Source organism: Flavobacterium sp. (assembly GCF_031423415.1).
Lineage (GTDB): Bacteria > Bacteroidota > Bacteroidia > Flavobacteriales > Flavobacteriaceae > Flavobacterium.
Genome location: NZ_JANPFL010000097.1, coordinates 22,842 through 36,923, shown reverse-complemented (window position 1 = coordinate 36,923; position 14,082 = coordinate 22,842). Strand labels below are relative to the sequence as shown.

10 protein-coding genes and 1 riboswitch are annotated in these 14,082 nt (G+C 34.1%); of the genes, 3 read left to right on the top strand and 7 right to left on the bottom strand.

Going from position 1 to position 14,082, the window contains the following annotated elements:
- Window positions 1–71: 71 nt before the first annotated feature.
- From thrA to RMO83_RS08570, 3 genes are all read right to left on the bottom strand, one after another.
- Window positions 72–3,458 carry a bifunctional aspartate kinase/homoserine dehydrogenase I gene (gene thrA / locus RMO83_RS08580; protein WP_310559263.1) on the bottom strand — a complete coding sequence of 1,129 codons (3,387 nt, stop codon included), beginning with the start codon at window positions 3,456–3,458 and terminating at the stop codon, window positions 72–74.
- A gap of 80 nt (window positions 3,459–3,538) precedes the next feature.
- Window positions 3,539–3,645: riboswitch (SAM riboswitch) on the bottom strand.
- Window positions 3,646–3,810: 165 nt separating this feature from the next.
- Window positions 3,811–4,023 carry a hypothetical protein gene (locus RMO83_RS08575; protein WP_310559262.1) on the bottom strand — a complete coding sequence of 71 codons (213 nt, stop codon included), beginning with the start codon at window positions 4,021–4,023 and terminating at the stop codon, window positions 3,811–3,813.
- Window positions 4,024–4,102: 79 nt separating this feature from the next.
- On the bottom strand, window positions 4,103–5,383 hold the full coding sequence (locus RMO83_RS08570) for an O-acetylhomoserine aminocarboxypropyltransferase/cysteine synthase family protein (RefSeq protein ID WP_310559261.1): 1,281 nt from the start codon (window positions 5,381–5,383) through the stop codon (window positions 4,103–4,105).
- Between the two features lie 669 nt (window positions 5,384–6,052).
- On the opposite strand from RMO83_RS08570, the gene metK reads away from it, so the two are divergent.
- The 3 genes from metK (at window position 6,053) to RMO83_RS08555 (ending at window position 9,628) form a co-directional block, all read left to right on the top strand.
- Window positions 6,053–7,303, top strand: coding sequence for a methionine adenosyltransferase (gene metK / locus RMO83_RS08565; protein ID WP_310559260.1), 1,251 nt, complete (start codon window positions 6,053–6,055; stop codon window positions 7,301–7,303).
- A 916-nt stretch (window positions 7,304–8,219) separates the two neighbouring features.
- The gene (locus RMO83_RS08560) at window positions 8,220–9,014 is read left to right on the top strand and encodes a hypothetical protein (protein WP_310559259.1); all 795 of its coding nucleotides are present in this window, start codon (window positions 8,220–8,222) and stop codon (window positions 9,012–9,014) included.
- A complete protein-coding gene (locus RMO83_RS08555) occupies window positions 9,014–9,628 on the top strand; it encodes a deoxynucleoside kinase (RefSeq protein ID WP_310559258.1) in 615 nt (204 codons plus the stop codon). The genes RMO83_RS08560 and RMO83_RS08555 overlap by 1 nt, the downstream gene beginning before the upstream one ends.
- 196 nt (window positions 9,629–9,824) lie before the next feature.
- On the opposite strand, the gene RMO83_RS08550 is transcribed toward RMO83_RS08555, so the two are convergent.
- The 4 genes from RMO83_RS08550 to lptC all read right to left on the bottom strand — a co-directional run bounded on the left by RMO83_RS08550 (window position 9,825) and on the right by lptC (window position 14,061).
- Complete coding sequence (locus tag RMO83_RS08550) at window positions 9,825–11,924, bottom strand: peptidylprolyl isomerase (RefSeq protein ID WP_310559257.1); 2,100 nt, start codon at window positions 11,922–11,924, stop codon at window positions 9,825–9,827.
- A 109-nt stretch (window positions 11,925–12,033) separates the two neighbouring features.
- A complete protein-coding gene (locus tag RMO83_RS08545) occupies window positions 12,034–13,293 on the bottom strand; it encodes a hemolysin family protein (RefSeq protein ID WP_310559256.1) in 1,260 nt (419 codons plus the stop codon).
- Window positions 13,294–13,295: 2 nt separating this feature from the next.
- Window positions 13,296–13,490 carry a hypothetical protein gene (locus RMO83_RS08540; RefSeq protein ID WP_310559255.1) on the bottom strand — a complete coding sequence of 65 codons (195 nt, stop codon included), beginning with the start codon at window positions 13,488–13,490 and terminating at the stop codon, window positions 13,296–13,298.
- Between the two features lie 16 nt (window positions 13,491–13,506).
- Entirely contained in the window at window positions 13,507–14,061 is a 555-nt protein-coding gene (gene lptC / locus RMO83_RS08535) for an LPS export ABC transporter periplasmic protein LptC (RefSeq protein ID WP_310559254.1), read from the bottom strand.
- Window positions 14,062–14,082: the final 21 nt, after the last annotated feature.

Genomic DNA, 14,082 nt, shown 5'->3' with positions numbered 1-14,082 from the left:
ATGAAACTGATTTTCAAGCGCGGATTTTTACTTTTTTTAATCTGAAATCTAAAATCTGCAATCTAATATCCCTAGCCTTTATCCGACAATCTCAATAAATCCCCAAAAACTCCTCTCGCTGTAACTGCCGATCCTGCGCCAGCACCTTGAATTACAATGGGTCTGTCGCCATACGATTCGGTGTAAATTTCGAAGAACGAATCCGAACCTTTCAATCCACCCAAAGCGGTATCCGAAGGTACTGAAACTAATTTTACTTCTAGAATTCCTTTGTCGTTTTGTAATTCGCCAGACAATTCACCAATGTATCTCAACACGTGATTGGGTTCTTGATCTTCTTTTATTTTGGCATAAATTGGATCAAATTCTTTCAATTTATTTAAGAAATCAGTAACGTTGCCTTCACGCAAATGTTCTGGAATAAGATTTTGAATATTGATTTCTTCAAATTCATTTTGTAAGTCCAATTCTCTCGCTAAAATCAATAATTTTCTACCCACATCGTTGCCACACAAATCTTCTCTCGGATCCGGTTCGGTGTAACCGTTAGCGATGGCTTCTTTCAAAATTTCGCTAAATGGAACGTCTTTCGCTGAGAAATTATTGAATAAATAACTTAAAGTTCCCGAGAAAACACCTTTGATTTTCGTAATATTTTCACCAGAAAGATGCAATAATTTTATGGTATCAATCAATGGCAGACCAGCACCAACATTGGTTTCATACAAATAATTCTTTTGATTTTCTGCTAATACTTTTCGCAAGTCTTTGTAAAACTTATAACTCAATGTATTGGCCACTTTATTCGAAGAAATCAAATCAAAACTATTTTCTGCCAATGTCATATAATTGCCCACAAATTCAGCACTTGCCGTGTTGTCAATAGCAATTAAATTCTCCAAATTATTTTCATTGGCGAAAGCGATAACATCATCAATGGTATAGGAGAAGCCGTTGGTTTGAATTTCGTTCTTCCAATTTGGAGAAACTCCGTTTTTATTCAAAAGCAAGTTTTTAGAATTGGCAATCGCAAAAACATTCAATTTAATGTCTTTTCGCTTTTCGATAGCTGCCGCGGATTCTAAAATTTGATTAATCAATGTTCCTCCAACCAATCCGTGACCGAAAATAGCAATATTTATTTTCTTAGAAACTCCAAAAATTTCACCGTGAATTACGTTCAACGCCTTGTTTAATTGGGATTTTTTAACCACCAAACTCACATTTTTTCCTGTAACCGTATTGTTAAAAAGAATCGGAACGACCTTATTTTTTATTAGCGATGTGTACGGTTTATGGAAAGTGCTCAAGTCTTGACCAATGATTGAAATCACCGAAACATCATCGGTAATTGAGATTTTGTTTACGTCTTTTGAATAAAAATCATTTTCGAATTCTTTCTCCAATTGGATCATCGCTTTGGTCGCTTGATTGGAATTTACCACAAGTCCGATTCCTCTTTCTGAAGAACCTTGCGAAATGATGCTTACGCTAATGTCATTGTCGCCCATTACTTTAAAAATTCGAGCATCGACTCCCGTTTTTCCTAATAATCCTCTTCCTTCTAAGTTGACTAAGGCTACGTTTTCGAGAACCGAAAGTGTTTTAATTCCTTCTTTATTCGATTTTGAAGTAATTAAAGTTCCTTGATTTTCGTAGTTGAAAGTGTTCAAAATTCGTAAAGGAATATTTTTCTCTATTAATGGTATTATCGTTTTGGCGTGCAAAATTGTGGCTCCAAAATTGGCAATTTCGTTCGCTTCATTAAACGACAAACGGTCAATTTTTTTAGCGTCTGGAACTAAATCTGGGTTGGCTGTATATATCCCGTCAACGTGAGTGTAATTTTGCAATTCTTCGGCATCGACATAATTTGCGATTAAAGAAGCTGTGTAATTACTACCGTTTCTCCCTAAAGTCGTGGTATCGCCATTATTATTTGAGCCAATAAAACCTGTAATAATATTTACTGTATCGTTATTTTCTTTAAAATAATTAATTACGTTTTTCTTAGAAATTTGTTCCAATGGTTGCGCATCACCAAAATTAGAATCCGTTTTTATCAATTTTCTCGTATCTGCAAAACGAGAAGCAATCCCTTTTTCATTCAAAATCGCAGTTATCAATTTTGCCGAAAGTAATTCGCCTTGAGCTAAAACTTGGTCTTTTATTTTTTCGCTGTAATCACCAATCAAACTTACGCCTTCAAAAAGCTTGTCTAATAATGCAAATTCCTCAGATAAATCTACGGTAAAACTGCCTTGCTGATAGCTTTTAAAACTTTCTAATAAAGGTTTGTAATTGCCATTTTTGGCAGCAATGGTCAAAATATCTTCCAGTTCATCGGTGGCATTTCCTCTTGCCGAAACGACAACGGCAATGTTTTCACCTTTGATTTTTTTATCTTTAATAATATCTAAAACTTTGTTGATTCCTTCTCCGTTGGCCAATGATTTTCCGCCAAATTTTAATATTTTCATCCTATTTTTTTTAGTTGCAAAAACAACGTCCAGTAAATTGTTCAATTGTTCGTATTCCATTAAAAAAGCATCGTGCCCGTGTTGCGATTCGATTTCGCTGTAAAAAACATTGTGCTTGAATTTTTTTATTTCGTGATAAGTTTCTCTGTTTTCATTTGCCGTAAAAAACAAATCCGAATTGATTCCGATGATGTAAATATTGGCATCCACTTCTGAAATTATATTTTGGAAAGAGGTTCTTCCGCGAGCGATATCGATGGTTTTTAGCAACTGATTCATCATTTTGTAAGCCGAAAGTTCAAACCGTTTTTGCAATTTCTCTCCGTGATAATTCAACCAACTTTCCACCTGAAAAGAATCAGTTGAATCAGTAGAAGTTCTTTGGAATTTCTCCTTGAAAGATTCTGGCGTTCTGTAACACAACATTGCGTGAATTCGAGCATCTTCGATAGGTTTTGACGAATTACAAAGAATTTTTTCTTGTAAATAACAATTGGCTATCAACCAATCTGTCGATTTCCAATCCGAAGCAATCGGGAAAAAATTATGTGTCAATTTTGGTTCTAAAGCTACCATTTCCCATGCAATTCCGCCGCCTACAGAACCCCCAATGATGGCGAATAATTCTTTTACTTTTAGCAATCGAATGCCTTCCAGAAAAAGTGTGGCGATATCGCGGGCGGTAAAATCCAAATAATTTTCTATGTAGGTTTTATCAAATCCATTTCCTGGAACATTGAAGGCTAATATGGTGTATTTATTAGTATCAATAGTTTTATTGTCGCCAATAAGATTATTCCACCAACCGTTTTCGCCAACTACTTGGGAATTTCCAGTCAAGGCGTGATTTACCAAAACGATTGGAGCTGTATTCAAAACTTGCCCAAAAACTTGATAACTTAAGTTTATGGAAGGAATAAGCGCGCCACTTTCGGTGGTGAAATTTTGTAATTTAATTGATGTTGGTTTTTTTTCCAATTTTCAAATCTTTAAAGATTTTTTTGATTTGTGTCTGGAAATATTAAAAGAAAGCTAGAGGTAAACTAGGAGAATTCTTGTTGTTATCTGTTCCCGATAAATCGGGATAGAATGTAGCACCTTCTTCGTTGGCAAAGGGTTGCTAAGCTTTCGTCGGGTCTATTCCCTCGAGCTTTCTTTATAACATTTCAATACGTTTGTGAACTTAAAAATACAAATTAACTACTAATTTTTTAAACAACCAAATTTTAGGTTGTTGGTTTTTTTTTAAAATTAAAAACTGTAGTGGAAAGAGCCTATTAGAAAACTCTTTCCCACGCCAGTTTTATTCCCGTTTTTATTCTAATTTTAATTAGATAAAAAGTGTTTCATTTTCCTCAGAATACATTTGATGAAACAAAGAATTTTGAACTTTTCCTTTTTCAGAAGTTTGTTTCAAATTCACCCCAAATTTAGGATATATAAATTCAAAGCTATCTTTGTCTCCGTTTATGGCTTTTGTTTTACTATTCAAACTTTTGAAAAACTGAGTTAATGCGTTTACTAAATATTTTAGAGCTTTCATACTATTTTATTTTTGATGTTATACATTTTATTTTAAAACATATTGAATTCAGTTTCCCTAAGTTCAACTATGTTGTTTTTTATACTTTTAAATTTTCGAAAACGGCTTTCAAATCGGCTTTCAAGTCTTCGATGTCTTCCAATCCGACCGAAAGTCTAATTAAATCCTTGGTTACTCCTGTTGCAACCTGCTCCGCATCTGACAACTGCTGATGGGTTGTACTTGCTGGATGAATAATCAAAGATTTTGTGTCTCCAATATTGGCCAACAGCGAAAATAGCTTTGTTTCGTCGGCTACTTTCTTGGCTGCTTCAAATCCTCCTTTAAGGCCGAAAGTTAGCAAACCGTTTTGTCCTTTAGGTAAATACTGTGTTGCCAAATCGTAATATTTACTGGACTTCAACCCCGGATAATTGACCCAAGCTACTTCGTCTTGACTTTCTAACCATTTGGCCAAAGCCAATCCGTTTTCGCTGTGTTTCTGTACACGAACGGGCAAGGTTTCTAATCCTTGAATAATCTGAAAAGCATTAAACGGACTCAAAGCTGCACCATAATCTCGTAAACCTTCGATTCGAACTTTTGCAATGAAAGCAGCTGCTCCAAGCGCATCGTGATAAACTAAACCATGATAACCGGCATTGGGTTCTGTAAACTCAGGAAAGCGACCACTACTCCAATCAAATGTTCCTGCATCGATTATTGCACCACCCAACGATGTTCCATTTCCAGCAATATATTTAGTCAAGGAATGAATCACAATATTAGCTCCGTATTCTATTGGGTTTAATAAATAAGGTGTTGCAACTGTACTATCGACAATGAAAGGAACTTTAAAAGCTTTTGCTTCCTCCGAAATGGCTTTCAAATCCAAAACATCTAATTTTGGATTTCCTAAACTTTCAGCAAAAAATACTTTTGTATTTTCTTGTGCAGCTTTAGTAAAATTGGAGGCATCCGACGGATCTACAAACGTGGTTGTGATTCCCAACCTTGGCAAAGTCGCTTTTAACAAATTATAGGTTCCACCATATAAACTATTGGAAGCTACGATATGATCGCCTGTTTTAAGCAAAACTAATAATGAAGTGGCAATGGCAGCCGTTCCTGATGCAGTAACAACAGCGGCAATTCCACCTTCGAGCGCTGCTAATCGTTGTTCGAGAATATCGTTCGTTGGGTTATTCAATCGGGTATATATAAATCCCGCTTCGGCAAGTCCAAATAAATTGGCCGCGTGATCCGAATTATTAAATACATACGAACTAGTTTGGTAAATAGGCACCGCTCTGGTTCCTGCTGTTTTGGTAACGTCGTGTCCTGCGTGTAATGCGTTTGTTGCGAATTTTGGAGTACTCATAGTTTTAATTTTAGATTTTAGATTTTAGATTTTTTTGAGCTTTTTAACTTAAAAAACAAAAACCCTTTTAGAAATGTATCCAAAAGGGTTTTAAGCTATTTTATAAACTTATACTTTCGGAATCAACAGACATAAATGCACATCATTACATTGGTGCAAATCATCGATTTGACATTGCATCTGTTCATTTGTTTTTGTTGTAAATTTTTCATTGTATTATAATATGTGATTAATGTAATTTATAAAAAAAGCCTCCCGTTTTGTGGGAGGCTTTTACTATATAATTTTAATTTAAAATTTAAGCAATAAACAACCCACAGGATTTTTCCTGCATCGATTTGTAAATATTGCAAACATTAAATTTCATATTCTTTCGTTTTGTTTGACAAATGTCTATACTTTTATTTAGAAAACCTAATAATTTAAAAAAAATAACATAAAATTTCTTGATCTTTAAATATTCAACAATTAATGTTTATAAATACATCATCAAAAAAAAGTTAAGAATAATTTGGAATTCAATTTGGTTTCATACATTTGCAGTCAAATATTAGAGGAGAAATTTGAACTGATTGCAACCTCGTTAAAAAAATGCTAAAGCAGAAACTCTCCTTTAGTATTTTCCTGCAATTGTTTTTTCTTCCTCGCTTAACTTAAAATTATATTATTATGGCTTATTTATTTACGTCAGAATCAGTGAGTGAAGGACATCCAGACAAAGTAGCTGATCAAATTTCGGACGCATTAATTGATAATTTCTTGGCATTTGACCCTGAGTCGAAAGTAGCTTGCGAAACGTTAGTAACTACAGGACAGGTTATTCTTGCTGGTGAAGTAAAATCGAATACTTATTTAGACGTTCAAACTATTGCCAGAGATGTCATCAAAAAAATCGGATACACCAAAAGCGAATATATGTTTGAAGCTAATTCTTGTGGCGTTCTTTCTGCTATTCACGAGCAATCTGCCGATATCAATCAAGGTGTTGACAGAGCAAGCAAAGAAGAACAAGGAGCTGGTGACCAAGGAATGATGTTTGGTTATGCTACCAATGAAACGGAAAACTATATGCCACTTGCTTTGGATATTGCTCACGCATTATTAATTGAATTGGCGAATATTAGAAGAGAAAATTCTGAAATTACCTATTTGCGTCCTGATGCAAAATCGCAGGTAACTTTAGAATATTCTGATGACAATAAACCACAACGAATAGATGCGATTGTGATTTCGACTCAACACGATGATTTCGGTCCCGAAGCGGAAATGTTGGCGAAAATAAAAAGCGATTTAGTTTCTATTTTAATTCCTAGAATTAAAGCCAAATATCCTCATTATGCACATTTATTTAATGACAAAATCACCTATCATATCAACCCAACAGGGAAATTCGTAATTGGTGGACCACACGGAGATACGGGACTGACAGGAAGAAAAATTATTGTAGATACTTACGGCGGAAAAGGAGCTCACGGAGGTGGTGCTTTCTCTGGAAAAGATCCAAGTAAAGTAGACAGAAGCGCTGCTTATGCTACGCGTCATATCGCTAAAAACCTCGTTGCAGCTGGTGTTGCTGATGAGATTTTGGTGCAAGTTTCGTATGCTATTGGTGTAGCACAACCTATGGGTATTTTTGTTGACACCTATGGCACCGCGAAAGTGGATTTGACCAACGGTGAAATCGCTAAAAAAGTGGAAGCTATTTTCGATATGCGTCCTTATTTTATCGAGCAACGTTTGAAATTAAGAAATCCTATTTATAGCGAAACTGCAGCTTACGGGCATATGGGTCGTAAACCAGAAATGGTAACCAAAACTTTTTCTGCTCCGGGAGGAATGGAAAAAACGGTAACAGTAGAATTATTTACTTGGGAAAAATTAGATTTTGTAGATAAAGTGAAAGCGGCTTTTGGACTATAAATACTGACCTTAAATAGAAATATACAAGCCTGACTAAAAATAATAGTCAGGCTTTTTTAGTTTTTAGATTATCCATTAAGACTAAATTACACATTAGATTGCGTTATTGATTATTGAATGCGTAATGAGGCAGTACTATCAAACGTTATTTTGTGCAGGATTCCTATTTTTCATAAGAACCCTTGAAGCTAGTGGCTTGGAGACTGTTTTTTTCTGAAAAGGAGACTGTTTTTATTGAAAACGGAGACCAAAATATGCAAATGGAGACTGTTTTTTTGGAAATGGAGAATGTATTTATTGGAAATGAAGACCAAAATATGCAAACGGAGACTGTTTTTTCTGAAATGGAGACTGTTTTTTGTGGAAAGGAGACCAAAATATGCAAACGGAGACTGTTTTTTCTGAAATGGAGACTGTTTTTTTGGAAATGGAGACCAAAATATGCAAACGGAGACTGTTTTTTCTGAAAAGGAGACTGTTTTTTTGGAAATGGAGACCAAAATATGCAAACGGAGACTGTTGTTTTGGAAATGGAGACTGTTTTTTTGGAAATGGAGACCAAAATATGCAAACGGAGACTATTTTTTCTGAAATGGAGGATGTCAGTAAACAAAAGGAGGGCTTGTATTATTGGCTTGATGCCGTGATTTGATGAATTGGTTTTGATAGTACATAAAATCTTAGTTTTGATAAAAAAATGTTTTTTAATCCAAATAAGCATTAGATTGATTTACTAAATTTAGGATACCTTTGTCAAAGTTTTTATGGAATAAATAGAATTTTGACACAGGTTACAATTGGGTTAGTAATGCTATTGCATCATCTGGATTAGGTGAAGTACTTTCATTCAATTTTTTGTATTTTAGCTTTCCGTAGAGTAAAAGATTCCCGATTTAAAAAGTTTGAGTGAAACGAAATGCATAAAAAATTAATTCTTCTACTATTTTTATTGGCCTTTGTTTTTGCCTATTCGCAAGAACAAAACTTGAAAGCACAACTTATTTCGACCCAAAAAATCGATGCCGATACTTTTGTTGGTTTTGACGGAATGGGAAATCTATATTATATTAAAAATAATATTTTTTACAAAAAAAACAAGCAAGAATTGTGGCAATACAAGAACGTTTCATTGGGTAAAATCACCAAAATCGACTTTCAAAATCAATTGAAAATACTATTATTTTATGAAAATTTCAATACAATTATACTTTTAGACAATCAATTAAACGAAACCCAAAAAATTAATTTTTCTGAAAATTCGATTCCATTATTAGTTTCCGCTACAGGAATTGCCTCTAAAAATCGACTTTGGGTTTACAATAGCTTGACGCAACAAATTGGACTTTTTGACTATTTAAAAAATACTTATCAATCGGTAACTCCTTCTTTCGACGGAAATATAAAAAAGTATAATTCCGATTTTAACACTTTTCGATGGATAGACGATAAAAAGAATTGGTATGCTGTAGATGTTTTTGGAAAAGTCTCAACTTCCGGTAAAGTAGCCGATTATGACCAAATTCAAGTGGTTACCAATCAAGAAGTCCTTTTTTCAAAAGACCAAAAATTGTTTCTACAAGACATAGGTAAGAATACTTTTTACACAATTGAAAATGTGGATAAATCATTTAATAATTTCTATTACAAAGACCAAATTTTAGCTATTTTTACCAACCAAGAAATTACGAATTATAAAATCACAGTACCATAATGCACATAGCAATAGCAGGAAATATTGGAGCGGGAAAAACGACTTTGACCCGTTTATTGGCGAAACATTTTAAATGGGAACCGCATTACGAAGACGTTGTTGACAATCCTTATTTGGACGATTTCTATCACCAAATGGAACGTTGGTCATTTAATTTACAAATTTATTTCCTTAACAGTCGTTTTCGTCAGGTGCTGCAAATTCGTGAAAGTGGCAAAAAAATCATTCAAGACAGAACCATTTATGAAGATGCGCACATTTTTGCTCCCAATCTTCACGCTATGGGATTAATGACCAATCGTGATTTTCAAAACTATTCTTCGTTGTTTGAATTGATGGAATCTATGGTCGAAGCTCCCGATATGCTTATCTATTTAAGAAGTTCCATCCCTAATTTAGTGGGACAAATACACAAACGAGGTCGAGAATACGAAAACAGTATTTCTATAGATTACCTTAATCGATTAAACGAGCGTTACGAAGCTTGGATTCAAACCTACACCAAAGGAAAATTATTAATTATCGATGTTGACAACATTAATTTTGTAGACAACCCTGAAGATTTAGGGATGATTATCAATAAAATCGATGCGGAGTTGAATGGGTTATTTTAGAATATTTAATAAACAAACTGCTAACTTTTTTGATGCTTTTTATAAGGAAATTTCAATTTATTTGTGCTGTTTTGTAGAACGCGTAGCGAATAGAATTCACTAGTAAAATCAACGAAAAAAGCATTATTCCTAAAGAAAATAAAAAAATCCCGTTTAGTTTCCTAAACGGGATTTCATTATTAGCTAACTTTCAATTTTAATAATTGAACTGTCTTCTGTTATCTTTAATTTCGGCTTTATCTTTCAATGCTGGTAAAACTCGACCTACATCGCCAGCACTTTGCGCTTTCAATTTGGATACATAGGCAGTATGATCTTTTAAAACTGGTGCTTTTACCGTAGCAATGTTCTTCACAACATAAACCCCAGTATTCCCTTCGATTGGAGCAGAAAGCTTACCTGATGTTAGTGCAAATGCGTTTCCAACAACTTTAGGTTCTTGACCCACACCACCTGTTAAAACTGGATTTTCCATGGTAACATCTGTAGCTTGTTGTACAGCTGAACCAGTCGCTTTTGCAATAGCTTCTAGCGACGATCCGCTCATTTTAGCTTTGATTAATTCAGCTTTTTTCTTGTTTTTAAGAATTGGCTCCACCATAGGACGAGCCATATCAACAGCCATTAATCCTTCTGGATTAATTTTCTTAACTTTTGCAATAATGTTACCTAAATTGGCTACTTCAAATCTTTTTACCGCTCCTACTTTTGTTCCATCTTCAAAAGACCAACTCACAATATTTCTTTGGTTACCCAATGGTCCGAAAGCTTCGTCCATAGCTTTTACAGTAACTGGAGGCGCCACTGTAAGCTTCATTGCTGCAGCTGTTTTTGCAAAATCTTTTTCTGTTGCATCAATTTCGAATTGAGTAGCTTTAGTAAAGATTTTATCGGACGTTGCCTCTGAAGCTTCGATTTTTTGAGCAACTGTTGCTAAACGAATTCCGTCTTGTTTGTCAGTAACTTTGATGATGTGAAAACCGAAATCTGTTTCTACTAATCCAATTTTTCCGATTGGGCTATTGAAAACAAAATCGTTGAAAGGTTTTACCATTTGGTTTGGTCCGAAATAGCCTAAATCACCACCTTGCTGCGAAGAAGAATCATCAGATGCTGTGAAAGCTTGCATCAAGAAACTATCAGGATTAGCATTAACTTGCGCCAAAATTGATTCTGCTTTTGCTTTTGCTTCTTCTTTTGTTCTTTTTTCTTTTTTATTTGGAACCTGAGTGCCTTCATAGCTAATCAAGATGTGACTTGCTTTTGCATTTACACCTACTTTTCTACCCATTGATTTGGAAAGGCAATAGTATTTTCCGTTCATATATGGACCGTAGATTTCGCCTGGCGCCAAGTTGTATAATTTATCAGCGTCAACAGCAGGCAAATCTTTTTTAGCTACATAGGTAGAATCGTAAGGTCTGTCGGAATTGGAATTTACAAATTCTGCTACGTTTGTCGCAGATTGAAAACTTGGCAAAGTATCATTTTTTCCAGTCTGTGCGTTGTACACTACCCTTCCTGTCAATAATCCGTTGATTTTAGCTTTGATTTCAGCTTCATCTTCTGGAGATGCCTTGTCTTCTATTAAAACATATTCGATTTCACGATTTTCGTCTGCTTTGTATTTTTTTTCATTTGTTTTCATGAAAGCTACAATTTCATCATCGGAAACTTTTACATCACTATCTTTAATAGTAGAATACAATCCGGCAACATAAGCAAAACTTACTTTGTTCGCTTCCATTTCATATTTTAATTTTCCTTCGCTTTCAGTAGTATAAGTAGCCGCTTTTATCATTGTAGTGTACATTTGATATTTTGCGTTTAACTCAGCATCTTTTTCTCTATCTTTTATATAGTTAGCAATTTCTGGATTTGTCTTGATGGCTTCTTTGAATTTAGCTTCATCAAAAAGTCCTGCTGCGTTTAAAAACATTGGGTTTTTTCCAATATTTTGATCTGATTTCAAAACTTCCATTATATTTTTTGCACCTACTCTCAAACCTAATTTATCAAATTCAGCTGTTAGCAAAGCAATAGATACTTCCTGATCCCAAACTCTGTTTGCTGCTGCTGTTGGAGTAACTCCTTGTTGACTTTTTTCGACGTTGCTAACTTTAAGTCTAAAATCTTCGAATGGAATGTCTTTTCCATTAACACTACCGACATCATTTGAACTTTTACCAAAGTTTCCTTTAGTAAAAACATCCCCTGCAATAAATGCAAATAAACAAAATCCAATAACTGCTATCAATAATGCGGAACGTTGTCTAATTTTTTGTAAAACTGCCATTTTTATTTTTATTAATTTTTATATTCAGTCTGCGAAAATACAATTATCTAGTTAATAATTATAATAGTCGCGTTATAATTTACAAGAAAATTTGATTTCCTGAAAAAAATCATTCTTTTATTGTCATTTTAACCAATTCGATTTTTTTGTTGGTGGCTTCTTCAATTATAAAATAGTAGTTTCCAATGGTAATAACATCGCCTTTTAAAGGAATTTCTTTGGTCGAATCTACAATAAAACCGCCTAATGTTCCGTAAGAATCACTTTCAGGAATATCCAATTTGTAGGTTTGATTTAAATACTCGACATCCAATCGAGTCGAAAAAAGATAAACGCCATCTTCTACTTCTACTTCGGTTAATTCTTCATCCGAATCATGCTCGTCTTCAATCTCTCCAAAAAGTTCTTCAACAATATCTTCAATGGTAATAATTCCGGAAGTTCCGCCATATTCGTCCAAGACAATGGCTACGCTTTTTCTTTTTTTGGTAAGCAAATTCATTGCGTCTTTTATAAAAATAGTTTCAGGAACAAATTCAACCGGAATGAGGATTGATTTGATATTTTTTGGTTTTTTGAATAAGTCAAAAGAATGTACGTAGCCCACAATATCATCTATTGAGTTGCTAAAAATTACAATTTTAGAATAACCCGTTTCGATGAATAACTCTTTCAATTCTGATACAGAATCGAATAAATCTATGGCTACAAGTTCAGTTCGTGGCGTCATAATATCTCGTGCTTTGACTCCTGAAAAATCTAATGCATTTTGAAAAATTTGAATTTCAGAATCCATGTCATCGTTTATTTCAACGGTGCTCATTTGTTCGGTAATATAATTCCCCAGTTCAGCTTTGCTAAAATACAACGACACTTGATCTCCTTGGGTTTTAAGGAATTTAATTAAAATAATATCCGAAACCCAAATGATAAATGAGGAAAGGTAATAGAACATAAGGTAAAATCCATAAGCCGGAAGTGCAAAAAATTTGATTAAAATATTGGCGTAAATCTGGAAGAAGACCTTGGACAAAAATTCGGCTGTAGCCAAAATAAGTACAGTTGATACAATGGTTTGAATTAAAAATTTCCAAAATCCAGAAAAATTTAATCCCAAATTTTCTATCCAGACCAGTACTAAGTCGCCCATTAAAAATCCATAAATAACCAACGCAATATTGTTGCCAATGAGCATTGCAGCAATAAATTTTGAAGGTTTTTCGGTAAGCTTTGAAAGGATTTTTGAAATGAAATTGTCTTGTTTTTTCTCTATTTCCAGGTAAATTTTATTAGAAGAAACAAAAGCAATTTCCATTCCCGAAAAGAAAGCGCATAGTATTAAACACCAAACGATAATACTAGTTTCCATACTTAGGGTTTAGTGTTGCGGTCTGTCATTTTCTTTGCAAATCTTCTTCTAAAGAAAAACATAAAAACAGCCAAACCACCAAGAAGCAAACTTATATTTGGCGTTGCTGCTGGATCATTCCATTTGGTAATCGCATCATAAAAAAATGCGGCTCCAAGTATGAGATATAAATAAGGAGTATATTTTAGGTATTGCATAATTTGAATGTATTTTTTATTCGTCAGAGTCTATTTCGCCTGCAATTTTTTGTGAATTAATGACTTTAAAATCTTTACTAAAATCGATTCCTTGACCGTTTGACGTGCCTTTTGGGTCTGTAAATTTAAAGTTTTTTTCGGTAAAAAACCACTCGTTTTTTTGGTCAAAATACAATTGGTCTGTTTCAAGTATTTGTCCGTCTTGTGAAGTGATTTTTACATTTCCTTTCAAATCAATAATGTTTGTTGATTTGTAAGAAGTAGCATAATCGGCTAGAATAATGGTTCTTTTGTTGTTTTTGTCATACAAAGTAACGTCAACACCTTTAGGAAAATCAGTAAAGGGAAAAGCAACATTGGCATATTCCATCATTTTTGGACTGACCAAAATAGCGGTTATTCGTCCAGATTCAGTATATTTTAAATTTATTTTTTCAGCTTCACCGCTCGGCACAAACTCCGAGAAATTACTTTTTTGAACTTCTTTAAAATTACTTTCACATCCCAAAAAAAGTGTCACGGTAATAAGTGATAACGTTAAGTGGATGGAGTTTTTTTTCAGAAAATTCATTTGCAAACTGGAGAGATTAGA

Bases quoted from the DNA above. Each gene is read 5' to 3' on its own strand.
- RMO83_RS08540 (WP_310559255.1), bottom strand. From the start codon at position 13,490: ATGCAATACCTAAAATATACTCCTTATTTATATCTCATACTTGGAGCC.
- RMO83_RS08560 (WP_310559259.1), top strand. From the start codon at position 8,220: ATGCATAAAAAATTAATTCTTCTACTATTTTTATTGGCCTTTGTTTTT.
- metK (WP_310559260.1), top strand. From the start codon at position 6,053: ATGGCTTATTTATTTACGTCAGAATCAGTGAGTGAAGGACATCCAGAC.
- RMO83_RS08550 (WP_310559257.1), bottom strand. From the start codon at position 11,924: ATGGCAGTTTTACAAAAAATTAGACAACGTTCCGCATTATTGATAGCA.
- RMO83_RS08555 (WP_310559258.1), top strand. From the start codon at position 9,014: ATGCACATAGCAATAGCAGGAAATATTGGAGCGGGAAAAACGACTTTG.
- lptC (WP_310559254.1), bottom strand. From the start codon at position 14,061: ATGAATTTTCTGAAAAAAAACTCCATCCACTTAACGTTATCACTTATT.
- RMO83_RS08575 (WP_310559262.1), bottom strand. From the start codon at position 4,023: ATGAAAGCTCTAAAATATTTAGTAAACGCATTAACTCAGTTTTTCAAA.
- RMO83_RS08545 (WP_310559256.1), bottom strand. From the start codon at position 13,293: ATGGAAACTAGTATTATCGTTTGGTGTTTAATACTATGCGCTTTCTTT.
- RMO83_RS08570 (WP_310559261.1), bottom strand. From the start codon at position 5,383: ATGAGTACTCCAAAATTCGCAACAAACGCATTACACGCAGGACACGAC.